A 24906-nucleotide genomic window follows, 5' to 3' on the forward strand; every position below is an offset into this window, starting at 1 on the left:
TAATTTTGAAGGGAAATACGAAGGGGCAATGCGAGCTCTTAGTCTGCCTCTGGCGAAGCCTTACCCGGCTCTGTTATAGTGCTGTTAAAGTTGACTAAAAGGGATAAATAACTATGCAATGGCAAGTGCAGACCTTTGCCGAGCTGGACACCTTAACCTTATATTCGCTGTTACAGTTGCGGGTAGATGTGTTTGTAGTGGAGCAGAATTGCCCTTATCCGGAATTGGATGACAAAGATTTACACCCACAAACCCGTCATATCATTTTGAAGAAGGGAGATAAGGTGATTGCCTATTCACGCGTGTTGGCGCCGGGCGTAAGTTTTGATGGCTTCCCTGGAGTAGGGCGGGTATGTGTATCGCAAACGGCACGTCGTTTAGGGCTGGGGCAAGTATTGGTTGAAAGAACGTTATCGGTTGCATCAGAGTTATGGCCAGATACCGACATTCACATTTCTGCCCAGTGCTATTTACAGCAATTTTATCAGGATTTAGGTTTTAAACCGGCAAGTGAACCTTACCTAGAAGATGATATTCCGCATTTGAAAATGATTAAACCGGTGCAATAAACCAACAAAGCCGCGATGTATGCGGCTTTGTTAACTGAATCGTTTGCAGCCGGCGCACAGTATTAGTTCTATCGCCCTACACGTTGTCTAAAAAACGCTTTGTACTGCAATAGAGGCGTTTTATTGGTTAGCATTATGGTCAGCGTACAGCTGGGCCGTAGATCTGCTCTGCGCTGTTAAATAATATCCAACTGGTAAGAATGTATTTGTCATTTGATACCGGCACGCAACCGCGATGTGTATGCGTAAAATAGCCTGGGGCAATCACCATGCGGCCCGCTTTGGGTTGAATGCTTTTTTGCTGATAATAAAACTCGGTCTGGCCGCCTTCAGCGACATCATTTAAATAAAACATAAATAGTAATGTGCGATGCAATGGCTCTGTGCTGCCTTGTTGTGGGTAAACTTCGCTGTGCCAATAACCGTAGTTGCCAACCCCTGCTTGGTATTTCTGCGCTTGTATTGGCCCTAACCGATAAAGCGTACGCATAAAATCTACTGCTTTATTTGCACCCAGCTCAGCATAGTTGTCTTGGGTAATGGCAACTGGCTGGCCAGTTTGTGGGTGCGCTATGGTTAAGCCAACCGGGCCAATTAACGCAAAATGGTATTTTTTGAAATACTCTGCGGCATAATACGTGGTTGCCTGCCAGATCACCTGCAGCAACGGCTGGTATTCGGCATGCTGATAAAGGTATAAGTCGGTACTGTTTTTCTTTGTCAAATCAATGCCGCCACCGGTGCGTCCTTGCGTGGTGTGCGGACTGCTATCAAACGTCTTAATAAGTTGCTGGCAAAACTCTGCTGATAAAGCATCGTCGTAAATTTCAATAAAGTCAGTCATGTTTGTCACTCAGTCAGCAAGAAGTCTGTCAAATACCTGTTTAGGTATCTTTTATAAGAATGCTAATTACCTTACTGCATTCTGCCCTGAGGTAAAAGCAGCAAAACCGGTAAACCCGCATCGGTTTAGCGTTGCTGACGAACGAGTTGCTGTAGGCTACGGATATTGTCCAAAATGTCCTGCCGATGTGGGGCCAGTTGCTGCACCTGTTGCAACAATTGCAGCGCCACTTGATATTGCTGACGGTTTATTTCCAGCTGTGCTTGTGCCTGCAACGCCGGTATTTGCACGTTTTTAATGGTGGCAGCACGGCTGTAAGTGAGGCTAGCCAATTCAACATTATTCTTATTTTCATACCATAGTGCCAATGCCAGCAGTGCATCACCCGCTAAGGGATCCAGTGCGACGGCCTGTTGCAATGCATTAAGAGCTAGCTTGGGTTTGTTATCTGCATTAGCCAGTTCGGCCTTGACCAGCTCAAGTTGCGATTGCTGTTGCGGTGTTAATTGCTGCTTAGGCAGTTCAGCTTGTTGTAATAAGCGTCGCAGAGCTGCCCATTGTTGCTTATAGCTTAAATAACGTGCTGCTTGCACCAAGGGGGCATGCCAGGCAGTACTGTCTTTGTTGCTGACGATAACCTGTTGTAGCAGGCTGGCGCCACGCTCGGCACTACCGTTGGCAAAATGTAACTGTGCTGCGAGCAAGAGGTTTTCTGCAGCGGTTTCACCCAGGCGCAGCGCCACTTCGATACTTGCTAGTGCTTGTTGCTGGTGCTCTTGGCTTAAAGCCAACTGACTGCGCTGCAGCCATAGTGCTTTGTTATCTGGCTGCTGTTGCAGTAACTGCTCTAGCATAGCCTGAGCTTGTGGCCAGGCCTGACTTTGAATTAGCGCATACAGTAAGCCTTGTTGCCACTGCATATTATCGGGCTCAAGTAACAAGGCCTGCTGATACCCTGCTATGGCGCTGGCGGCTTGTGATGCTTGCAAGTTAATAAAGGCCAGTTGGCCATAGGTTTGTGCATCGGCAACGCCCAAATTAATCGCGGCAACCAAATGTGGCCTGGCTTTCTGATACTGTTGTTGCTGCATAAAGACTAAGCTAATAGCCTGATGCGCTAATGCCAGGTCGGGCTGCTGTCTCAACGCCGCCTGCAATGCGGTAGCGGCCTGTTCGTAATGTTGTAATGACAGCAGCACCTGGCCACGTAATACCTGTAACGCACTACTATCTTGCGCTAATGGGCGCTTAGCAAATAAATCTGCAATGGCGTTATAGTCTTTTTGCTGCAGTAACGGCTGTAACTGACGGGCAAAACTGGCCTCTGTGGGTGAAATGGCAGTTGTGCGCTGGGCAATGGCGTTGTTGTTTAGCACAACCTGCCATGTTGGATCCGCCAACTTAACCTGCAAGGTATCGGCAGTGCTGACGCCACTAAACAAGATTAATCCGGCTAAGGTTGTTTTTAACAAAGGGTTCATCGCGTCACACTTCCGCATCAGGGTTTAAATTCTATTGGCCAGATAAAACGTGCACTTACCGCAGCATTGCCTTTGGTTGGCATACTAAAGCGACTGTTGCGGACAAGGCGTTCTATTTCTGGTCGTAGTTCAGGGTAAGGGTTTTCCAATACATCAAGCAGCGTAAGCCGGCCTTGCTCATTAATCAGAATGTCGAGTTTTACCAACACGTTTGTCACACCTTGGCGAGTTAAGCTTCTGGGGAATGTGACGTTTAACGGTGTTTGCAACACAGGCAAGGTGTCTAATTGCGCTAAGCTAAACGCGGTGATCTGCAAATCCAGTGATTGCCACTGAAGCTGCTTTATCTGCGGTTGCGGTGCATTTATGCTGAGTTTCGGCTGCGGCACCTTGATCTGGGGGGTGGGTATTTTCACTGCAGCAGAGTGACTGATCTTTACATCCAGCGCCGCGGCATGGGTAACGGGTTGAGGCGGACTGGGCGGTGGAGGTGGCGGCGGTAACGGCAACATCGCGACATCTAATGGCCGCACCAGCAATTGCGCTTGTTGTGGTTCAAACTGGCGGGCGTACCACATCATACCCAGTGCTGCAGCGAGTAAAAGTAAACTTAAAGCGAATGCAAGTAAGCGCAGGCGTGAATGCATATTATTGTGCTACCGTCGCCAGGCTAACTTGGGGAGCACCGGCGAGTTTAGCCGCATCCAACACGCTGACCAACAGTTCAGCTGATACATTTTTATCAACCTGCAACACCACGGGGCGGCTGCGCTCGCGTAGCAATTGTTCAACCGTAGGTCTGACACCTGCCACACCGATATTGCTGTTATCGTAATACACACTACCCTGATCCGTAATTGCCAGCAGAATGACCATTTGCTGTAGCTGGTTGGCTGATACGGCCTGTGGTTTATCAACTTCAACCCCGGTTTCACGCACAAACACCGTGGTGACAATAAAGAAAATAAGTAGAATAAACACCACATCCAACAGCGGTGACATATCTATAGTTTGCTGCTGTTGTTCAATTCGTTGGCTTAAACGTTGCTGCATGCGGCCTCCTGCACTGCCATGTCGTTAACGCGTGCACGTGTCAGCTTGCTGTTAACCATCGACTGCAACAGCCAGGCGGGTATAGCACAGGTCAACCCCAATTGGGTGGTAAAAAGAGCTTGGCCAATACCATTGCTAAGTTCTGCCGCGCCATTGCTTCCAGAGGCCAGGTTGGCGAATACACTTAACAAGCCGATAATGGTGCCCAGCAAGCCACACAGTGGCATACTGGCAATCAAGACTGTGTTAAATGGCTGCCATTGACCACATTGCTGCCAGTGTCCAGATCGCAGTAGTAACCATTCCTGCAGTAGCAGCTGATAACTACCCAAAGCGGCGGCTAGTATCAGCCAGCACACGACATTGTCCAGTAGCAGGTTGATCATGCGGCATGCTCCGTAGTGAAGCCTGGTGCGGCTTCTCCGGTAACGCTTTGTGATAAGCTTAGGGCGAGTGCTTCCAACTGGTGATAATAGCGACGTGCTTGGCGTGATAATAACGCGTGCAGTACCAAAGCGGGTATTGCCACTACTAGCCCAAGTTCGGTGGTAATTAATGCTTGTGCAATACCGCCAGACACCACTTGTGGGTCGCCGGAACCAAACAAGGTCATCATGTTAAAGGTTTCAATCATGCCACTAACCGTACCTAACAAACCAAGTAACGGGGCAACGGCGGCTGTTACCGCTATGGCGCCAAGACGGGCCTCAAGGGCAAGTTTACTCTGCTGCAGCACAGCAAATAGTGCGTCATCACGCTGCTGACCAATCGCAAAGCTTACGCTGCAAGCGGCCAGTTCCCGCGCATAACCGCTGTGCTTTGCCATACGCGCTTGCGGCAACTTAGCGACGTGCACCGGGGGTAGGCGCCACAGTTGCCAGGCTTTGTGCAATGCAATGGCCAATGCAACCAAGGCAAATACCAGAATAGGTAGTGCCCAGATACCGCCTTTACTAATGTGATGCAATGCTGACTCATCTTGGTTGCTGCGCAGCAACGCTTTGCTCAGGCTAGGATCGAACAGTAGCTCTGCTCGTTGCTGTTGCTGTAGTTGTGCCAGCGAACTGCTGTCAGTAAACGGCAGTGCAACGCTCCAGGTGTCTGTTGTGTCCTGACGATGCTGTAATAAGCCGCCTTGCTGCTGCTGTGCTAACCAATACCAGCTAACTGGGCCGGCGCTAAGCACTTGCGCCTTCGTCAGCTCACCATTTTGTTGAATAATATCCTGCGTGTGCCATTGCGGGTAAAGGTTGCGTTGCAGGCTGCTGGCAAAACCGGTTGCGGCCTTAAGTTGTGCGGTAAGCGTATTGCTACTGGCACTTAACTTATGTTGACGAATAAAACTTGCCAGTTGGTTTTGCTGATACTGTTGTTGATCTTGCCAGCTTTTCAGCCGTTCAGTTAATTGTGTTAGGCCTAATGTGCTTTCATCTTCAGCACGACGCGATATTGCCGTTTGATGGCGTAACTGCTGCACTTGTTGTTGCAAGGTTTGATATTGGGTGACCAACTGTTGTTGCTGTTGGCTAATCTGTTGCTCGCTGGCTTTTAATGCCTGCTGCGCCTGTTTAATGTCCTGTAGTACCGACGTTTGCACATCGGCCGCGAATGCCATTGATGCGGGTAATATCAGCAACCCAAAAGCGGCTAATAATCGTAGCATAAATGGGTACGCTGTGTAGCTGGGCTTCATGGCAATGGCTCCTGCATTGCTGAGGCAGAACTTGCAGCAATTTGCACAGAAAGCTGTATTGGCAGACTAATCAGCTCAGCTTGCACCTTTTTTTCTACCATAGAGATAGCCTGTAGCACGTGCACACCAGCAATATTGCTGTCGAACTGCCATTGCCAGCCGTTGCTGTCAGGGAGGCCGATACCGGCATAACTGCCATCGGCACTGCTAAACCAAGCCTGGCTTGCGCCTAAATACAATTGACGAACTCTAACCAGCTGGCCTTGATCTGTAGTAAGTGTCATTTCATCCAGGCTTAGCCTGTGCTGAAATTCTGCCAGCTTGCTTAGCAGTAGTAGTGCGCGTTGCAATGTTACTGACGGTTCAGCTTGCTCTGGCAAGCTAGCGAGTTCTTGCTGCCACAGCTGCTGCAATGGTGGTGGTAACTGAGACTGCATGCTACTTAACTGCAACAGCAAGGTGTCAATAAACTCTGCGCCTTGTTGTTGCTGTTGTTCTAGTTGCTGCTGCTGTGCCAGCAGAGCCGTTCGCTGCTCATCAACAGCATTGTGTTGCTGTGTGTTTTGCGTTTGAAGTTGCTGTAATTGTTTAATTTCAGCCTGTAATAAACTAATACCCTGCTGCAGGCTTTGCTTGCGTAGTTGCCAGTCTTTTTGTTGGTTTAACTGCTGTTGCTCAAGCGCCAGCCATTGCTGCACCAAAGCGTCAAGCTGCTGCGCAGAAGGTTGCTCAGAAGTGGCATTTACCAACGCAGAAAACGCCATACAACCCAGCGTTAAAATCAAAGTAGTGAAGTGAGAAGATCGTTTTTTCATGCTTCGCCAAAATTTGGAAGTTCACAACATTAACGGTGAGTGCATTATGGCAAATCAATACATTAAATACAACTGATAACTATTATCATTTACATTGCTTTTATGTGGTGCTAGCATTTGGCCGAATTTTTAATTTCCAGCAGACTACAGCACTGATGGTTAAAGCTGATGTATATGGCTGATAGCTAAGCCATGAGTTGCTAGTGCGCCGGACAATACTATGGAGCAGAAAATGACTCGAGTTGTGGATAATGCCTTTCACAAAGCCCCACTAGCGTTAGCAGTAACAATGGCATGTGCTGTTTGGACCGGCCACGCCGTTGCACAGCAAACAACAGCCGTTCAGGAGTTGGCGGTTGCGAAAGCGAAAACGACTACTGAGGATGATGTAAAAGTTGAACAATCGGCCAATATCAAATTTACGCAGCCCTTATTAGACACGGCTAAAACTATTACGGTCATTCCACAAGCGGTAATGAAAGATCGGGCTGTTGATAGCCTGCGTGATGCCTTGCGTAATGTCTCTGGTATTTCTCTGGCGGCTGGCGAAGGTGGTGCCCCTAGTGGTGACAGTATGTCAATTCGAGGCTTCAAGGCTGCAACGGATATTTTTGTGGATGGTATTCGCGATATCGCGGGTTACAGCCGCGATACTTACAATTTGGAAAGCATTGAAGTGGCCAAAGGCCCGGGATCTGCAGTATCTGGCCGAGGTGCGACTGGCGGCAGTATCAATTTACAGTCGAAGACTGCAAAGCTGGATCAGTTTACTGATGTTAGCTTGCGTATTGGTTCGGAGTCTGATTACCGCGCTACGCTAGATAGCAATATTTCCCTGGGGGATAGCACGGCGTTGCGGCTTAACTTACTCACTGATGATGCCGATGTCGCCGGGCGTGATAACGTGTTCAACAGTAAAAATGCTGCTGCGATGTCACTGGCTACCGGTATTGGCTCGGCCCAACGTTTTAGCCTGAATGCGGAATACCAAAAACAAGACAATATGCCAGACTACGGTATTCCTTGGGTGTCCGATCCGGCCGCGGTGCCGGAACTGACAGATTACCTTTATCAGGCGCCGCCGGTTAGCTTTGACAATTTTTATGGCAATGTATTTCGTGATTACGAAGACATTAGCGCGCAGTCATTAACCGGCCGTTTTGAGCAGGATATCAGTGATACAACAACATTGCGGATGCAGGCTCGGTTAGGATCGGTGGCACGTGAAGGGGTGGTAACTGCGCCACGTTTCTACAATCAAAAAACCGGCACCGAAGTGCGTCAAAGCGATGAGAAAACCCGCGACAGCAAAAACTCGCTTCAGGCTGTGCAGCTGGATCTGATTGGCGAATATCAAACCGGTGGTGTTAAGCACAATGTTGTCAGCGGTATTGAATGGGCAGCTGAAACCTTCAAACGCTGGAACATGGTCGATCTGGTAGACGATAATCTGGACAGTACACCGTCACTGGTCGATTTGTATCACCCCGACGCGCATGTGCCGTTTACCGGCCAATATGGCCGTGATGGTAACAGTATCAAAGCTGAAGGTAAGAACATCGCGGTGTATTTGTTTGATACGTTGACGTTAACCCCGCAGTGGGAATTAACCTTGGGTGGGCGCTGGGACAAGTTTGAAACAGATTACCAATATAGCTACACCGATGCTGCCTTAGTAGCAGACACCCGCGATAGCGTGTTTAGCTGGAATGCAGGATTGGTGTTTAAACCAGCCAGCAATGGCAGCATTTACTTTGCTTTGGGTAACTCCTTTAACCCGTCAGCAGAGGGGTTAACCGTGTCGACCAACAGCAATAGTAATCTGGTGGACTTGGAGCCGGAAGAAACACTAAGTTATGAGTTTGGTACAAAGTGGGATTTATTTGACAGTCGGCTGCTCGCCAGTGCGGCAATATTTCGTACTGAAAAAAATCATGCCCGCACTGATGACCCGGATTTTTCTGGCGATCAGAGCAGTTTTGATACCTTAAACGGTGAACAGCGGGTACAGGGGCTGGAGCTAAGTGCAGTGGGTTATATTAAGCCGAACTGGACGCTGATTGCCGCTTACACTTATCAAGACAGCGAAATTACTCATGCCGAGGGCGATGATGCCAGCCAAATTGGTATGCCGTTGTCTGGAACGCCTGAGCACTCAGCCAGTGTTTGGACCCGGTATGATTTTAACGATCAGCTGGCGTTTGGTGCAGGAGCGCAGTATGTGGGAGAGCGTTTCAATAGCTCGTCAGCAAACCGTAAAACCGCTGCGGGGTACACCACGTACGACCTGATGCTGGCGTACCAGCTTACAGACAAAATTGGAATGCAGTTAAACGGTATAAACCTAAGCGATAAACGTTACATTGAACAGCTTGGCGGTGGACATTTTATCCCTGGTGAAGGCCGGCACGTTAGCGTAACGGCACACTACAACTTCTGATAAATTAAATAGATAAAGCCCCCCGCTAGCAGCAATGCCGGCGGGGCTTTTAGCCTTAGGTAAGGTTAAATTGCACAGGACTCATTATGCTGTTAAAAATTCCACAAGTATTAAACAAGGCGCAGGTTGCGGCCTGTAGAGATGTATTACTGGCTGCCGATTGGGCAGATGGAAGCAGTACAGCCGGGTATCAATCAGCACAGGCTAAACACAATTTGCAGCTGCCTGAGCAGAGCCAGGATGCGCTGCAACTGGGCGAACTTGTGTTGCAGGCATTGTCTGGTAACAAGCTGTTTATGTCAGCGGCGTTGCCATTGAAAATCTTCCCGCCTTTATTTAACTGTTATCAGGGTGGGCAGTCGTTTGGCGTGCATGTCGATAATGCAATTCGTCAAGTTCCGGGGACACCGGTAAAGGTGCGGACAGATTTGTCGATGACATTGTTTATATCAGAACCGCAAGACTACGACGGTGGTGAGCTGGTAATAGAAGACACCTTTGGTGCCCATAAGGTTAAGTTGGCGGCAGGAGATATGGTGCTGTACCCGTCAACCAGCTTGCATAAAGTTACCCCGGTTACCCGTGGTAGGCGGCTAGCATCGTTTTTTTGGCTTCAAAGTATGGTTGCCAGTGATGAGAAGCGCAGTTTGTTGTTTGATATGGACATGGCTATTCAAGCGTTGCGACAAAAAGTTGCGGACAGTAACGAAATTGTACAATTGACCGGCGTATATCACAATTTGCTACGTCAATGGGCACAAACTTAAAAAACAGGCTGCTTGTATCCCTTAACACGCTGAAGCATGATACCAGCCTGTTTTTTTCAGGGAACTGTTTATGTTTAGCGAATGTTTCTACCCACGTTTTTCTGATACCGATGCGCTGGGCCATATCAATAACACAGTGTTTGCTGTCTGGTTTGAAGGGGCAAGGCAGAACGTTTTTAAAATTTTTAGCCCAGCGCTAAATTTGCAGCAATGGCCTCTGATTATTGCCAGTATTAAGCTCGATTATCATGCACAAACCCACTTCGGCGCTGAAGTTGAACTACGGACTTATATCAGCCGTATGGGAAATAGTTCGTTTGATGTGTACCAAGAAGCCTGGCAGAACGGCGTGAAAACGGTATCGGGCACCGCGGTAATGGTGCACTTTAACTACGCCACAAGCGCTGCTGTGCCAATCTCTGCAGAGCAAAAACATCAGCTTAGTTTGCACGCGGTGCCGACATAACCATCGCAACCAGAATGAGTCTGGTCGTAAAGCGATGGCAGATATATTGCCGTCTGCGTAAGGTCGTACTAAACCCAAAGTATGGAGTGTGTAATGAAAAGCCTTATAGTTGCAGTTGCTGCAGGCGTTAGCCTGGCATTTTCTGGTGCCGTCTACAGTTTTGACCGGATAACCGGAGAGGATTTCGCCAGCCGCTCCGAAGTGATAGCGCCTTCAGCGATGGCCGCAACCAGCCAGCCGTTAGCAACGCAAATTGCATTGGATATAATGAAGCAAGGTGGCAATGCCATTGACGCGGCTATTGCGGCGAATGCAGCACTGGGTCTGATGGAACCAACGGGCAATGGTATTGGCGGTGACTTGTATGCCATTGTCTGGGATGCAAAAAGCCAGAAACTGCATGGTTTAAATGCGTCGGGCCGCTCACCGTTAGGTTTAAGTTACGACACCCTACAAGCAGAGTTAGACAAACTTGGCCGTAAAGACCTGCCGCCACACGGCATGCTGCCTATTAGTGTGCCTGGCGCCGTGGATGGCTGGTTTGAGCTACACAGCAAATTTGGTCGTTTGCCAATGCGCGACATTTTGCAGCCAGCAATTGGTTATGCCGAAACTGGTTTTCCAGTAAGTGAGTTAATCGCCTATTACTGGGATCGCAGTGTCCCTGTATTAAGCAAACAACCTGGTGGCTTTATCGGTACTTTTACCATCAACGGCAAGGCCCCGGCAAAGGGCGAAATTTTTAAAAATCCGGCGTTGGCGAATACATTAAAGATGTTAGCGAAAGATGGGCGAGATGCATTTTATCGGGGTGAACTTACTAAACAGATTGATAGTTTTATGCGCGAGAATGGTGGTTACTTGCGCTATGACGACTTTGCCAAACACCGCTCTGACTGGGTTGAGCCGGTTGGGGTAGACTACAAAGGTTATACATTATGGGAATTGCCACCCAACGGCCAGGGTATTGCAGCACTGCAAATGTTACAGATTCTGAAAAATTTCGATTTAAAAGCCGCTGGTTTTAATACACCACAAAGCCTGCATTGGCTTATTGAAGCTAAAAAGCTGGCATTTGAAGACCGGGCAAAATTTTATGCCGATCAAGATTTTAATAAAGCCCCTGTTGCCGGTCTTATTTCTGCAGAGTATGGCCGTGAACGCGCAAAGTTAATCGGTGAAAAGGCGGCAAAACGGGTTGATGCCGGCAATCCGGCGTTATACCAAGGCGATACCATTTATATGACCACTGCCGATAAAGACGGCAACATGGTGTCACTGATCCAAAGTAACTACCGGGGTATGGGTTCAGGCGTTGTTGTGCCGGGGTTAGGTTTTGTGTTTCAGGACCGTGGCGAATTGTTTTCTTTAGATAAAAAGCACGCCAATGTTTATGCCCCCGGTAAGCGGCCGTTTCAAACTATTATTCCCGCCTTCGTGACAAAAGATAATCAGCCTTTAATCAGTTTTGGTGTCATGGGTGGTGCAATGCAGCCACAAGGTCATGTGCAAATTCTGGTTAATATGGTCGACTATGGTATGAACCTGCAAGAAGCCGGTGACGCGGCACGTTGGCAACACTTAGGTAGCACTGAGCCCACTGACGGTAGCGAGATGTATCTGCAGAACGGGGGTTATACTGAAGTGGAACGTGGTGTGCCTTATGACACTGTGCGCGCGCTGATGCAAAAAGGGCATGATGTACGTTATGGCTTAGGTGGCTACGGCGGCTATCAGGCTATCATGCGAGATCATAAAAACGGCGTTTGGATTGGTGCGTCAGAATCTCGTAAAGATGGTCAGGCTGCAGGGTACTAGACAGATTAAAGGTATACCCGTGAAAACAGGTATACCTTTTCGTTTATCAGTTTATTGTGTGTATAACCTTTACCTGATCAGTTACATTGGCTGCGTCAATGTAACCGATAGCATATTCATTTGAGCCAACAAAAGAGACAACATCAGCATCGCTGGCTAGCTCTTTTGGTGGATTGCCTTTGCCTGTGAAAACCAGCTTTGACCAATAGGCTTTTAATTGTGAAGATGAGCGACCCACTGCTTTTTCATCAAATATTGCCCGTTTAGTGTCGGAATCACGAAGGTTTACTGGGGTCAATGCTGACGACCGTCCCGTATAAATGCGGGCGATTTCATCATTAGTAATAGTTTCATTCATCGCCGGATTTACCACAACGACTACCTGTGCGATGGTTGAAAAACACATCATGCTGGTTGTCGCTAAAAAGAGTGTTAATTTTTTCATGTTGCTTCTCCTAGAATACTAAATCAACGCCAACAGTGATCAAGCCAATGCGATTGTCGGTAGTTTTGTTGTTCTGTGAACTGTATTGGACTTTGAAGGCCGCTGACGGATGAAAATCATAACGTAATCCAGCACTTACGGTCGTTGCATCAAATTCTTGCCCTGCTACAATACCGATAACGGGTTGCAGTAACTGCGGTGGTAATATATCGATGTAAGGCTGATAAATACTGTCTTTACTTTTATGGTCTTCGCGTTCGAACACAACATAAGGTTGAATGTTGTCTAGTCTGTAGCCTGCTGATAAGTAATAGTTTGTTCTGTCTGAGTAAAAAGAATTTTCTATGCCTATATCATTGTATTCAAATACAATATTCCAATTGCCAGGTTCAAGTGTAACGCCGACGCCATAAAAAGTGCCTTTGTCTTCATCAAAATCAAGCTCTGAAGCCAGCGCTTGAAAACCAGGGACATTGGTGTTAAATAATGCTGCCGTCAATGGACTAAAAGCGTTTGATGTTACAGAAATATCACCTTGAACATAGGCTGCACGGAACGAATACCAATCACGGCTTAACTCTACGTTGACTGAAACAACGTTGTTCTGGTCTGTTGATGCAGGCTGATCAAAGATAGGATCGTTATTTGACGACGAACCATAGAGAACTTGAATAGAAGTGTCAAAATCACCCAGTGCTGTGGTGTAGTACAATGAAATACCCTCAACATTGGTAAAGCCTACACCCGAATAGACGCTCTGTGGCGCGATATTCCATGCATAGGCATAACCTACATCTTTAAAATCAGAGTATTTAAAAAATGGCACACCAATACGGCCAGCGTTCAAGGTTAAATTGTCGCTAAGTTGATAGGACAGATATAGCCATTCAAACTGGACATCAAAGTCATCTGAGCCTCGACCAAGTAGCTGACCGGTAACCGATAATTTTTCACCCAGGTCTGATTTAATTTGTAGTGCAAATAAACTGCCGGTTTTAAAGTCCAGTTCATCAGAGTATTCATACAAACTTTCATCTGAAGATGTCGTCATCCCCGCTTTTATTGACGCGAAGCCATTAATCGTTGTGTCTGCATGTGCAAAGGTTGTGCTTAATGCAGTCACCATTGCAATGGTTAGTAAGGTTTTTTTCATCTTGACCTCAGTTCGGTTGTGTTATTTGAAACTTAATTTGAGCACAGTATAGCGCATTTTTTAAACACATCAAGACATATGCGACATTTGTTTCATTTGAGACATGGGTCTTGGTATGGTTATATGTTGGGATAGTAAAAGTACTCAGAGCAATAAAACGGGCATGCCCAAGGCCAACTTAAAATTAAAGTTCTGTTTTTCTTGAAAAAATAGGCCAGCTGTCGTCGAAAGCTATTTTGACTTGAATAGTTTAAAGAACCTGCAACTAGGTATAGCTAAGATTTCAGATTTATTAAAGTGCTGTTAACTGGGGAGTTCAAATTTAACTTCAAAGTGCTGTTGTATATTATGAATTGCTTGATGCATATCGCCGTCAAAGTCTGCACACAATTCGGCATAGTTGTGGCGCAGTTTTAAGCGCTGAGTCGTTTTCACAAATCGTAAAATTTCTTCTTTACTGGTTAATATCAGCCGCGGTACCCGCACATTGTTGCCCTGCTCATCTTTGGCGATCATTGTGAAGTAAGACGAGTTGCAGTGCTTTACTTTGCCGGTTTGAATGTTTTGTGCCTCTACCCGAATACCAACCACCATCGAACTATTGCCGACAAAGTTAACGGACGCCTTTAACGTAACCAGTTCGCCAACTTCAATAGGGTTAAGAAAGTCTACCCGGTCAACGGATGCCGTAACGCAGTATTTACCACTAAATTTAGAGCCACTGGCAAACGCGATTTGATCCATAAGCGACAACAAGTGCCCGCCATGAATTTTGCCACTGAAATTAGAATGTGACGGCAGCATCAATTGCGATAAGGTAACGCGGGAAGTACTGCCTTTTTTATAGTCGTCGCTCATGGGCTCTAATTACCAGATAAAGAGTGATGTTTCTTAGTGTAGCAAACCACGTTCCAGATACTGCTCTGCTGTGTTAATAACCTCAAGCACGCCAGTGCATTCGGTATCACAGTTAGTGCGGCGCAACAGATTTATCTTGCACCAGTACCCAAGGTGATATAACCACGGCCCATAATTCTGCTTGCTGAGAGTACCACTCAGAGGCTTGATGCTCCGTGGTGCGCTCAACTGCGCCGCTGGCTAACCAGTCGGCAACGGTAAGGTTGTCGTCCTGGCTAAACGCAAATGCCACGTCAACCAAATCCAGCACTGGCGCTACGGTGATCACTGAACCAGCAGCATAGAACTTTTGCAGCTCTAACCAGCTAATACGGGCTGTTTCACTGATAATTTTAGCTTTAATCAGTTCAGGGTTATGCTCGTCATCTATCAGATGAGCATCGGGTGGTGTAGTGGTCATAATGGGTTACTCGTGTTCATCGCTATGATCAGTTACCTGGGCGGCACTAAGCTCATGCTTTTTTAATAATTTATATAAGTCGGTACGATTGCGCCCAGCCAGCTCCGCTGCACGGGTGACATTGCCTTCTGTCATTTGCAATACACGTATAAGATACTGGCGTTCAAATTGATCTCTCGCTTCGGTTAGTGTCGGCCAATAGCTGCTGTTTTGTGATAAAGCCTGCTCAACTTGGGCTGCACCAATCACCGGACTATGTGTTAACGCAACACATTGTTCTACCACGTTTACCAGTTGGCGCACATTTCCTGGCCACTTTGCTGTGGCGAGTAATTGCATTGCATCGTCAGAAAAGCGGGTAACATCGACCTGATGCCGCTGCACACTTTGCTGCAGTACATGCCGTGCCAGTAGCGGTATATCTTCTGGCCGCTGTGCCAGCCCGGGTAATTGCAGGTTAACTACGTTAAGCCGGTAGTATAGATCTTCTCGGAAGCTGCCATCTAACATGGCCTGTTGCAGGTCACGATGAGTTGCCGACAGTACACGGACATTTATCGCCAGTGTTTTACTGCTGCCAACCGGTCTGATTTGACGTTCTTGTAGTGCTCGTAACAATTTCACCTGCAACGAGACCGGCATATCGCCTATCTCGTCCAAAAATAAGGTCCCGCCATCGGCTTCGCGAAACAAACCGCCGTGTTCTGTTACCGCGCCGGTAAATGCGCCTTTAGTATGGCCAAATAATTCTGATTCTAACAAATGCTCTGGTAAGGCACCGCAGTTGATGGCGACAAAGGCCTTTGTCCCTCGCGGGCTGGCCTTATGAATCGCTTTGGCCAGTAGCTCTTTACCGGTACCGCTGGCACCGGTGATTAATACGCTGACATCACGCTGCGCTACGCGATAGCTTTGTTCTAATACCTCTTCCATTACACGGGAGCGGGTTATTATTTCTGCCCGCCATTCAGCTTGTTCCGGCACGGACTGATGCACCGCATTTTGCAAAATATCGCGCAGCTCACTGGTGTTCAGAGGTTTAGTTAAAAAGCCAAAAACACCACGTTGGGTTGCGGCTACGGCTTCAGGAATAGAGCCATGGGCCGTCATCAGTACCACCGGTAAGCCAGGGTAACGTTTAGCAATTTCATCAAACAGGCTCATGCCATCTAAACCTGGCATACGTAAATCACTTAGCACAACATCGACGCTATTTTTACCCAACAGCGGCAGTGCGGCTTCGGCGCTGTCTGCTGATATCACCTGATAGCCTTCCCCCTCAAGCCGCAGCGTCAGCAACCGTAACAGGCTTGGGTCGTCATCAACAAGGAGTATGCGAGGCTTAGAACTTGCCATTGTTATCCTCTTGCACTGTGGCAGGTTGGTTTAACTGGGCTTCAATTTGGGTTAAAGCATCAATCTTCTTTTGCAACTCTTTATTAGTGCGTTGCAGGCGTTCAATGTTGTCATGTTGCTGTGAGTTGAGCCGGGTTAACGCACTCACTGCGGATTCGGCTTCCAACAGTTTTTGGTTAAACGCCAGATCCCAGCTAAAAAGTGCAGCAAGTGAAGTGGGCAATGTTGCCAGTTGGTCAGATAACTGCATTTGCACTCGGAGCCTTGTTAAGTAAGGGGTGTCAGGGTGCAACTGTAATATGGTGCGTTTTAGTTGCCAAATAGCATCTTGCTCGGGCTGTTGGTTAAGTCGTTCACGTTCGTCGTCAACTTGCTGCAGCATGTCCGCCCTATAGTTTACCCAGACTTGCAGTGTTGTGGCATCGTCATTAATACTCATCGCCGGGCTGGGTTGCTCGGGTTCGGGGGCAATGGTTTGCTCTGGCAGCATTTCGGCTATTGGCTGTGTTGGTGTTGCAGATTCTGGAGCTGGGGTCAGTTGACAGCCAGCTAGGGCAAAGCTTAGTAATATGATTAATCCAGTTTTCATGCTGGTTTTTCCTCTAACAACGGTAACCTTACACGGATACAGACGTCGGCATAAATAACATCAACAATATCAGCATGACCACCGAGTAAACGGGCGCAGTCTGCCACGATAGATAGCCCTAATCCAGAGCCTTGCACAGCATCAAATCTTGGGGTGGTGCCGCGCTGAAAGGGTTCAAACAGCTTTTCGCGCAGTGCTGTAGGTATAGGATTACCATTGTTACCAACATCTAAAACCAGCTGATGCTCTTGTTGGTACAATTTTACCCACACTGGGCTATTTTGACTGCCGTATGCCTGCGCATTGTTAATTAGGTTGTCCAGTATACGCCGGAAGAGGGTGGCATCGGTATAAATTGTGTCTAGCGGACAGTGCAGTTCGATAATTTGACCGCGCTGCTGCAAGGATAAGGCATGATCATTAAAGCACTCACTCAGTAATTGTTGCGGCGAGTGCCAGTCTGGTTCCGGTTTGGCTTGTTGCAACAAGCGGTTGTAATCCAGTAATTGTTCGGTAAGTACACTTAAGCGGTCAGCACTGCCATTTAACAAACCAACCACTTCAAGTTGTTGCGGATTCAGCGGCCCAACAAGCTGTTCGCTCAATAAAGAGCAGCCTTCGCGGATGCTGGATAAAGGAGTTTTAAGTTCATGGGAGGCGTGCCTTAGCAGGATGAGCCTTAAGGCTTCTAATTGTTGCAGGCGCGAACTAAGCCAACGTAATTGCTCGCCCAGCTCTGTCAGCTCGCGTGGCCCGGTAAGCTTTTCATCCGGGAACTGATGCTGTTGACCAATGGCCCGGATCATCTTATCCAACTTTCGCACCGGTGCAGTAATTCGGCCTGACGCCCACATAACGAGCAGCAAGGTTAAAAAAACCAGGGCAACTGTTTGCCAAGCCAGTTGCTGCTGGCTATCCACGACAAACCGTTGTTGCGCCTGCAGGTTTTTCTCTAACATTAGCCATATTTGTTGCGTAAGTTGCTGTTGTTGAAAGCGAAATTGTTGCAGTATCGGTTCTAGTTGGGCGCTGGAAAGGCTGCGAAAATCACTCATAATGGTGGCCAGCTGAAGTTGCTGCTGCTGGCACAGTTGCGGCTGGCCGATATTGTTGCATACCAAAGGCAGTAGTGACTGATAATTATTGAGGTGTGAGCTGGCAACACGCGCCAGCGCATCTGTTTTAATCACGGCGTACTGACGGACGGCACGCTCAATATCCACCACGAGGTTTTGCATGTTCTCTGCACGGCGGACGCTGCTAATCGACGATTCGGCTTCTGTAACGGCATGCTTACTAACACCACTGAGTGCTTTATGGCTTTGCCACATTAATACGGCGACAGGAATTAATGCCAGAAAAAAGCTTAGTAAAACTAATTGTCGTAATGAAGCTGTCTGCAGTGAGAAGCGCATAATGTCTGATTTTAAGCCCAAGGTGGTTAAGCATACCTTATTTTAATCGCAAAAAAAAAAGGCCAGTGGGGTGCTGGCCTGATAAAAAATCCAGCGTGTCCGCTGAATTGATGGGAATGTCACTAATGTGGGTTATGCTGCCTTTGCCAAATAATCAGGTGTATAGGCAATAATGGGTGTGGCGGTATTTACGGCGGCAACTTGAGCCTGCTCCCAAGCCATTACACTGTCATTATTCAAATTAACACGGCGCAGCATACTAAAAACCACTGCCACATTAGCCAGTAAGAACAGCATGATACTCAGTAAAAATAAGTCCATAACAACCTCCTTTAGGTGCAGCTTTTACATCTGTGCGCTGCGTTAAGACGGTTTAAAGGAGAATGTGGCAAAGGCACCTGAGCTGTAGTTACTCTGAGACTTGCACTTGCGACATTCTCCTGAACGTCACTTAGCGTAACTAATACAAGCCTTGTGCCAACATGTAGAAATATATTTTTATTGTTTATAAACAATCAGATATGTGTTTTTGATGTGAGAGAGAATCTGAGGGGGGCTGTTTAGCTGTTGCCATTTGGCGACAGCTAAACGGGTTAAAATAAAATAGCCATTTAATTCAGTTGCTTAATGTGTCTCCCTTTGGCGACACTCTATTTATCTGTTTGATTTTACTAAATAAAACCATAACGTTTGGCTACGTGGTCAAAGTACTCAAGACATTGTTTGGCGTATTCACGTTTCTCAACATAGCTACCGGGGAAGAAGCTCTTTTTAAAGCCATAGGCCACCATGTCTTTTAAGCGCTTTAATGGTATGTCAAAGTTATCCAGTGCTAGCTGGTATTCTTTACTCACCGTCGTGTTCGAGACCAAGCGGTTGTCAGTACAGATGACGGTAGCCATGCGGTTTTCTAACATGTCTTTAAACTTATGCTGCTTAATGTCGGTCAGTGCCGGGTTGGTTTGTAAGTTGCTGGTTAAGCACACTTCAATCGCAATACGTTTATCGGCAATGTAAGATGCTAAATTGCGAATATACGCGGCTCTGTCGGTAATATCAGCATGCTGAATCATATCGGGAATAAACATCGAGTAACCATGGCCAATGCGATCGGCGTAGCACTCAGTAATGGCTTCAAATACGCTTTCGGCGCCATATGCTTCACCAGCGTGTAAGGTTTTCAGCAAAAAATGCTGGTGGGCGTATTCGTATACTTCTTTAAACTTGCTAGCGGGGTAGCCGCTTTCTTGCCCGGCTAAATCCAGCCCGACAATTGGAATACCTTCTTCATCCCGCAGCCTTACGCTTGCACGCACTAGCTCCATGGCGGCCAGCTTGATGACATCTATTGGGGCGAAATCGCGCATTAGCTGAAATAGGTTGGTGTAGTAGGGGGAAAAGCCTTTGTCGCCAAACATGCGCATGGCACAGTTAATAATACCGTAGGCAAACGGTGGTTTTTGGTGGCTTAGCACCGCTTCGCTGCGGTTATATTCGGCCATAGCTCGTTTTAAACCATTATTAACTGCGTGCATAACGCGATCGAAATCGATGCCATTGGGTAAGTCTATGAGTAACTGCGGTGCAAAACGCACTTCAATATAATTTACGCCTTCCAGCTGATTATCGATGGCAAGCTCATAGGCAGCGCGCTCTAAATTTTCCATATCACGCAGCACTGCGCAGGTGTATTGAAAACAGTGCAGGTATTCACCCAGATTTTGATATTTATCTTTAAAAACCAACTGCTTTAAACCTTCAACAGTATCCGATGGCAAAGTCGTGCCTGTGCGCTTTGCCATGTCAATTAAGCTGTCGAGTCGCAAGCTACCGTCTAAATGCAGGTGTAAATCAGACTTGGGCATTTCTTTGATAAATTCAGCGGAATAACGCGGCATAACAGCTCCTTTTACTTAGCACTGTGCATAGTGTATCGCAATTTTTGCGCATTTCGTCGGCAAAACGAGTTATTCGTCCTGCATTGGGGTTGTGTACTGTGTATAACTGGCTTAAAACAAACACATTAAGAGTTAACTAAGGTCACGTTATGAAACGTTTTTTATTAGCCGCTTCGTTGGGGCTTTTGTTTACCACTCAATGCACTTTAGCCGATACGCCAAGCTTCACTCAGGGGCGAGAGTTTACATCAGCTAACGATTATCAGGTGCTTTCGCTGAGGCAGCGGGTTGCACCGGAAAACACGATTTTAAATGAGCGCTTAGCTTCATTGTTACCGACGTTGATGGCCGAGTCTGGTCTGGACATGTGGCTGGTTATTAATCGCGAATATGCCGAGGACCCGGTGTACTTTACCTTGGTACCGCAGCCTACCTTTGCGGCAAGACGCACCACTATGCTGGTATTTCACCGCAAAGCAGATGGCAGTGTAGAAAAACTGTCTATTAACCGTTACCCACTAAGTGCGCCATATGAATCTGTTTGGTCTGGCGGTGATCTTGACCAGCAATGGCAAGCCCTGGCGCAGGAAATTGTTAAACGGCAGCCTAATAAAATTGGTATTAATGTATCCAAACATTGGCCGGTAGCCGATGGCTTAAGTTCTGGTTTGCACCAGCGTTTATTGGATGTATTGCCAAAAGAGTACCATGCGCGTTTAACCCCTGCTGAGCCGCTGGTTATTCGCTGGTTAGAACAGCGCACTGCAGCGGAACTTGCTGTATACCCGCAGATTGTCAGTCTGGCACGGTCTGTTATTGCAGAGGCTTTTAGTAACAAAGTTATCACGCCAGGCGTGACCACTACTGATGATGTCGCCTGGTATCTCCGAGAGCGTTTTGAGCAGCTAGATTTGCCGGTCTGGTTTATGCCTTACGTGAACTTACAGCGGGCAGGTGTGGCGTGCGATGCCGATAGCCCCTATTGCGGCATTAGCGGTATTATTCAGCGTGGCGATGTGCTGCATACCGATGTGGGTATTTGCTACTTGAAACTGTGCACTGATACCCAGGAAATGGCTTATGTCATGCAAAATGATGAAGCGACCGTACCTGATGGGTTAAAAGCGGCTCTGGCTAAAGGAAACCGTTGGCAGGACATCTTAACCGCAGAGTTTAAAGTACAACGCAGTGGCAACGAAGTGTTAGCTGCGGCATTGGCTGTTACAAAAAGAGCGGGTATTAACGCCAGTATTTATTCTCATCCACTGGGGTTTGTTGGTCATGCACCTGGGCCGACAATTGGTATGTGGGACAACCAAGGGCCTACAGCAGTGCAAGGTGATTGGCCTTTGTATGCCAATACAGCCTATGCCATAGAAGGCAATATTAAACATCAGCTGCCTGAATGGCGTGACCAACATGTACAAATTAAGTTGGAGCAAAGTGCGTATTTTGATGGAAAGCAGGTTATTTATTTAGCCGGCAGGCAGTTAAAGTGGCATTTAATTCGCTAGAATTCGTGCGGGCTAAATCGCTGCTGCATATTTATTTAAATTGGCAAAGGCCATTAAAATATCCCGCGCATAACTGATGCGAGGGTGTTTTAATGCGCCTTTACGCCATACCAGATATATAAAGTTCTCTGGGCCAGGTTCACCTAATTGCATAAGCTCACCATTTTTAATTGCATCTCGACATAAATAGTCTGGCAACACACTGTAACCGATACCCGCTTTCACAATCCCGGCAATAGCACGAATATCCGGGCAAATAGCTGCGATGGGCGACTGGCAGTTTTCATTAAAAACCGTATTAAAGTAATGCCGAATAAGCGGCAGGGTTTGATCATAACTTACTACCGGATATAGCCTCAGCCTATCGGCACTGAGAGCTTGTTTAGACAAATAACTGCCGGTTAAACGATTAGCGACCAGCATCAGGCGCTCGCTGTCGATGATTTGGTAGTCGTATACGCTAGCATTAGGGGTTGATGCAGTAATAGCCAACTCAGCAGTACCGTCTTCCAGTAGCTGGTAGATGCGGTCTTTATTGCCAATGTGTACAACCAGATTCACTTCCCCCGCCTGGAGCAAGTTGGCAAACTGTGCACCGGCAATTTGGCTAATATATTCAGCCGGGCCTGCAATGTTCAATGTGCCATATACGGCATTGTTGCGGTTCCGCACTGAGGCAAGTTTGTGCTCAACAGCATCTAAATGCGTTGAAACCTGTAACGCTAAATCATGCGCAGCAGCAGTGGGCTCGACGCCTCTTGCTTTGCGCTCAAACAGGGCGAAGCCGACTAATGATTCAATACTTTGAATATGCGCCGTAGCTGCGGGCTGCGACAGCCCCAAGTTAGCAGCAGCTTTAGTGATAGTGCCACAGCGATATACTTCAACAAAGGTGCGTAATTGCACAAAGTAAGACATAAAAACTCTAGCCATCAGAAATATGATGGCTGATGATAAAATAGCTGAGTTCTAAGCTCAAGTAAAACCCCTTAAGCTACATCTACTGAACACTTATCGTCATCATGGTGATGGCGACAATGTACCGAATAGGAGCTTTTATGATTAAGCGAACGGCAATTTCTTTAGCCTTACTCACATTATTTAGCCAGCACGTTTTGGCGTCACAAAGCAAAGGGCAAATCCTGGTGTTGTTATCCAGTGAAAGCCAAATGCAGTTGCAAGAAGGTAAAACCGAGCCCACTGGCTATTACCTGAATGAATTTGGCGTACCAGCCGATGCTTTTATCAAGGCGGGCTATGAGTTGGTACTGGCTACGCCCAAAGGCAATGCGCCTGTGGTTGATCAAAAGTCGGTAACGGTTGATTTTTTCGGTGGTAGCGCTGAGGAAATGCAGCGAATTAGCACTGTTATTGCCAATATTGACGGTATTAATGACACCTTGTCATTGCAAGAGGTGCTGCAAGGTGGTTTAGCGCAGTATGAAGCGGTATTTATTCCGGGTGGGCATGCACCACTAATTGACTTAGCCAACAACCCTGAAGTGGGTAAGATCTTGTCGCATTTTAATGCTGAAGCTAAACCGACAGCGGCTATTTGCCATGGGCCTATTACGTTATTGTCTGCGCAGCAGCACCCTGCGCAGTTTGAGCAAGCGTTAGTAAGTCAAAGCCCGGCAGAAGCAAGTAACTGGATTTATGACGGCTACCGGATGACAATTTTTTCGAACGAAGAAGAAGCGGTATTTGAAGCCTCATTAAACGGTGCAAAGCTGCAGTATTATCCAGGTAAAGCTATGCAGCAAGCCGGTGGTGATATGCAGTATAGCGAGGCGTGGACGCCAAATGTAGTGGTAGACCGCGAGCTTATTACCGGACAAAACCCGTTTTCAGACAAAGCGCTTGCTGCGGCAATGTTGCAGCAGTTAGCCGCCAAGCCTTAGGTATTTTTATTAACCGGGCTATCGCAACACAATTAAACCAACACTGCTAAGCAAACACAGCTTAGCCAGTGTTGTTTAAACCACATATTGGAGTTGTAATGTTAAATTTTAATTTTAAAAATCAAACTGAAATCCTCTTTGGTAAAGGCCAAATAAAAGAGGCGAAAAGTCGTTTACCCGCTAATGCTAAGGTGCTTTTTTTATACGGTGGCGGTTCAATTAAGCGTAATGGTGTGTATGACGATGTGGTCACATTACTTAGTGAAGTTAGCTACCATGAGTTTGGCGGTGTCGAACCTAACCCGACACTCGAAACTTTAATGCAAGCTGTCGAATTAGTACGTGCAAAAGGTATTAATTTTATTATGGCTGTTGGTGGTGGCAGTGTAATTGATGGAGCCAAGTTTGTTGCTGCTGCAGCGCACTTTGAAGGCGAGCCCTGGGATATTTTGGCCAAAGGAGCGCCGTTTAAAAGTGCCCTGCCGATTGGTGCTGTATTAACCCTGCCTGCGACAGGCTCTGAAAGTAACGGTAATTCGGTGGTAACGAATAAAGCGACTGCGCAAAAACGTGCTTTTGGTTCTGATCTAGTGCAGCCGGTATTTGCCGTGCTTGATCCGGCATACACTTTTTCATTGCCGGTGAAGCAAGTGGGTAACGGCGTTGTTGATGCCTTTGTTCACGTTATCGAGCAGTATCTTACTTACCCGGTCAATGCACCGCTACAAGATCGTTTCGCCGAAGGCATATTACAAACACTGATCACAGAAGGCCCCAAAGCACTTGCCACACCACAAGATTACGACGTGCGTGCCAATGTCATGTGGTCTGCAACTATGGCGTTAAATGGGTTAATTGGTAAAGGGGTGCCACAAGATTGGGCAACGCATATGATTGGGCACGAACTAACCGCGTTATTTGGGCTGGATCACGCACAAACTCTGGCTATAGTATTGCCCACCTTAATGTATGTGCAGCGCGAGAAAAAACGCCAAAAACTACTGCAATTTGGCCAACGGGTATTTAACATTAGCAGCGCATCTGAAGATGAAGTAATAGATAAAACCATTAAAGCCACCCAAGACTTTTTCGAGCATATGGGCGTGAAAACCCGCTTGTCTGATTATGGTTTAAGCGAAGCTGACATAGGCAAGTTAGTGGCTAACCTTGAGCGTAATGGCATGACTGCACTTGGCGAGCATAATGATATCGACTTGGCCAAAGCGCGGCAAATTTTAACGCTGGCATTGTAGCCACAACCCCTCCCTCTCCCAACCTAAACAGCGACCTTATCAGTCGCTGTTTTTTTATCGTATTTGCTAAATATTCGGCCTTGAATAATTCGAAACAGACGCTAAAGTTAAACTTAAT

Annotated in this window: 25 protein-coding genes; 8 read left to right on the forward strand and 17 right to left on the reverse strand. The window is 47.2% G+C overall.

The window, feature by feature from the left end; genetic code table 11:
* The first annotated feature begins 113 nt into the window (after positions 1–113).
* Positions 114–569 (forward strand): GNAT family N-acetyltransferase, encoded by a 456-nt coding sequence (locus ORJ00_RS06335; RefSeq protein ID WP_306126420.1) that lies wholly within the window; start codon positions 114–116, stop codon positions 567–569.
* 139 nt (positions 570–708) lie between these two features.
* Here the strand turns inward: ORJ00_RS06335 and ORJ00_RS06340 are convergent, their stop codons facing one another.
* The 7 genes from ORJ00_RS06340 to ORJ00_RS06370 form a co-directional block, all read right to left on the reverse strand.
* Positions 709–1413 carry a 2OG-Fe(II) oxygenase gene (locus tag ORJ00_RS06340; RefSeq protein ID WP_306126419.1) on the reverse strand — a complete coding sequence of 235 codons (705 nt, stop codon included), beginning with the start codon at positions 1411–1413 and terminating at the stop codon, positions 709–711.
* Positions 1414–1538: 125 nt separating this feature from the next.
* Positions 1539–2894, reverse strand: a complete 1356-nt coding sequence (locus ORJ00_RS06345) for a tetratricopeptide repeat protein (protein ID WP_306126418.1) — start codon at positions 2892–2894, stop codon at positions 1539–1541.
* Between the two features lie 17 nt (positions 2895–2911).
* Positions 2912–3541 (reverse strand): energy transducer TonB, encoded by a 630-nt coding sequence (locus ORJ00_RS06350; RefSeq protein WP_306126417.1) that lies wholly within the window; start codon positions 3539–3541, stop codon positions 2912–2914.
* 1 nt (position 3542) lies between these two features.
* Positions 3543–3947: an ExbD/TolR family protein gene (locus ORJ00_RS06355; protein WP_027670582.1), complete on the reverse strand. Its 405-nt coding sequence runs from the start codon at positions 3945–3947 to the stop codon at positions 3543–3545.
* Positions 3932–4333, reverse strand: coding sequence for a MotA/TolQ/ExbB proton channel family protein (locus ORJ00_RS06360; RefSeq protein WP_027670581.1), 402 nt, complete (start codon positions 4331–4333; stop codon positions 3932–3934). The genes ORJ00_RS06355 and ORJ00_RS06360 overlap by 16 nt, the downstream gene beginning before the upstream one ends.
* Positions 4330–5640: a MotA/TolQ/ExbB proton channel family protein gene (locus ORJ00_RS06365; protein WP_306126416.1), complete on the reverse strand. Its 1311-nt coding sequence runs from the start codon at positions 5638–5640 to the stop codon at positions 4330–4332. The genes ORJ00_RS06360 and ORJ00_RS06365 overlap by 4 nt, the downstream gene beginning before the upstream one ends.
* Positions 5637–6455 (reverse strand): DUF3450 family protein, encoded by an 819-nt coding sequence (locus tag ORJ00_RS06370; protein WP_306126415.1) that lies wholly within the window; start codon positions 6453–6455, stop codon positions 5637–5639. Before ORJ00_RS06370 ends, ORJ00_RS06365 begins: the two co-directional genes overlap by 4 nt.
* Positions 6456–6687: 232 nt before the next feature.
* Between ORJ00_RS06370 and ORJ00_RS06375 the strand changes: the two genes are divergently transcribed.
* The 4 genes from ORJ00_RS06375 (at position 6688) to ggt (ending at position 11946) form a co-directional block, all read left to right on the forward strand.
* Positions 6688–8895, forward strand: a complete 2208-nt coding sequence (locus ORJ00_RS06375; RefSeq protein ID WP_305974890.1) for a TonB-dependent receptor — start codon at positions 6688–6690, stop codon at positions 8893–8895.
* Between the two features lie 86 nt (positions 8896–8981).
* Positions 8982–9662, forward strand: a complete 681-nt coding sequence (locus ORJ00_RS06380) for a Fe2+-dependent dioxygenase (protein ID WP_306126414.1) — start codon at positions 8982–8984, stop codon at positions 9660–9662.
* Positions 9663–9732: 70 nt separating this feature from the next.
* Positions 9733–10128, forward strand: coding sequence for an acyl-CoA thioesterase (locus ORJ00_RS06385; protein ID WP_305974886.1), 396 nt, complete (start codon positions 9733–9735; stop codon positions 10126–10128).
* A 93-nt stretch (positions 10129–10221) separates the two neighbouring features.
* On the forward strand, positions 10222–11946 hold the full coding sequence (ggt, locus tag ORJ00_RS06390; protein WP_306139329.1) for a gamma-glutamyltransferase: 1725 nt from the start codon (positions 10222–10224) through the stop codon (positions 11944–11946).
* Between the two features lie 46 nt (positions 11947–11992).
* Here ggt and ORJ00_RS06395 read toward each other — a convergent pair whose 3' ends face one another.
* From ORJ00_RS06395 to ORJ00_RS06435, 9 genes are all read right to left on the reverse strand, one after another.
* A complete protein-coding gene (locus ORJ00_RS06395) occupies positions 11993–12391 on the reverse strand; it encodes a type 2 periplasmic-binding domain-containing protein (RefSeq protein ID WP_027670576.1) in 399 nt (132 codons plus the stop codon).
* A 10-nt stretch (positions 12392–12401) separates the two neighbouring features.
* Positions 12402–13544 carry a porin gene (locus ORJ00_RS06400; RefSeq protein ID WP_305974884.1) on the reverse strand — a complete coding sequence of 381 codons (1143 nt, stop codon included), beginning with the start codon at positions 13542–13544 and terminating at the stop codon, positions 12402–12404.
* Positions 13545–13847: 303 nt separating this feature from the next.
* A complete protein-coding gene (locus tag ORJ00_RS06405; RefSeq protein ID WP_306126412.1) occupies positions 13848–14402 on the reverse strand; it encodes an acyl-CoA thioesterase in 555 nt (184 codons plus the stop codon).
* A gap of 112 nt (positions 14403–14514) precedes the next feature.
* Positions 14515–14862: a DUF2288 domain-containing protein gene (locus ORJ00_RS06410; protein ID WP_306137928.1), complete on the reverse strand. Its 348-nt coding sequence runs from the start codon at positions 14860–14862 to the stop codon at positions 14515–14517.
* Between the two features lie 6 nt (positions 14863–14868).
* Positions 14869–16218, reverse strand: a complete 1350-nt coding sequence (locus tag ORJ00_RS06415) for a sigma 54-interacting transcriptional regulator (RefSeq protein ID WP_027670051.1) — start codon at positions 16216–16218, stop codon at positions 14869–14871.
* Complete coding sequence (locus ORJ00_RS06420; protein ID WP_305974874.1) at positions 16205–16807, reverse strand: hypothetical protein; 603 nt, start codon at positions 16805–16807, stop codon at positions 16205–16207. The genes ORJ00_RS06415 and ORJ00_RS06420 overlap by 14 nt, the downstream gene beginning before the upstream one ends.
* Positions 16804–18222 carry a sensor histidine kinase gene (locus tag ORJ00_RS06425; protein ID WP_306139330.1) on the reverse strand — a complete coding sequence of 473 codons (1419 nt, stop codon included), beginning with the start codon at positions 18220–18222 and terminating at the stop codon, positions 16804–16806. Before ORJ00_RS06425 ends, ORJ00_RS06420 begins: the two co-directional genes overlap by 4 nt.
* Before the next feature lie 132 nt (positions 18223–18354).
* Entirely contained in the window at positions 18355–18543 is a 189-nt protein-coding gene (locus ORJ00_RS06430) for a hypothetical protein (RefSeq protein WP_027670048.1), read from the reverse strand.
* Between the two features lie 350 nt (positions 18544–18893).
* Positions 18894–20120 (reverse strand): adenosine deaminase family protein, encoded by a 1227-nt coding sequence (locus tag ORJ00_RS06435; RefSeq protein ID WP_027670047.1) that lies wholly within the window; start codon positions 20118–20120, stop codon positions 18894–18896.
* Between the two features lie 149 nt (positions 20121–20269).
* Here ORJ00_RS06435 and ORJ00_RS06440 point away from each other — a divergent pair, with 149 nt between their 5' ends.
* Positions 20270–21634: a M24 family metallopeptidase gene (locus ORJ00_RS06440; RefSeq protein ID WP_306139331.1), complete on the forward strand. Its 1365-nt coding sequence runs from the start codon at positions 20270–20272 to the stop codon at positions 21632–21634.
* Between the two features lie 12 nt (positions 21635–21646).
* Here the strand turns inward: ORJ00_RS06440 and ORJ00_RS06445 are convergent, their stop codons facing one another.
* Positions 21647–22552 (reverse strand): LysR family transcriptional regulator, encoded by a 906-nt coding sequence (locus tag ORJ00_RS06445; protein WP_306126408.1) that lies wholly within the window; start codon positions 22550–22552, stop codon positions 21647–21649.
* A 140-nt stretch (positions 22553–22692) separates the two neighbouring features.
* On the opposite strand from ORJ00_RS06445, the gene ORJ00_RS06450 reads away from it, so the two are divergent.
* Together ORJ00_RS06450 and ORJ00_RS06455 are read left to right on the forward strand one after the other, a co-directional pair.
* The gene (locus tag ORJ00_RS06450; RefSeq protein ID WP_306137146.1) at positions 22693–23535 is read left to right on the forward strand and encodes a type 1 glutamine amidotransferase domain-containing protein; all 843 of its coding nucleotides are present in this window, start codon (positions 22693–22695) and stop codon (positions 23533–23535) included.
* Between the two features lie 98 nt (positions 23536–23633).
* Positions 23634–24788, forward strand: a complete 1155-nt coding sequence (locus tag ORJ00_RS06455) for an iron-containing alcohol dehydrogenase (protein ID WP_027670043.1) — start codon at positions 23634–23636, stop codon at positions 24786–24788.
* Positions 24789–24906: the final 118 nt, after the last annotated feature.

The sequence above is a fragment of the Rheinheimera baltica genome (assembly GCF_030731985.1).
GTDB lineage: Bacteria > Pseudomonadota > Gammaproteobacteria > Enterobacterales > Alteromonadaceae > Alishewanella > Alishewanella baltica.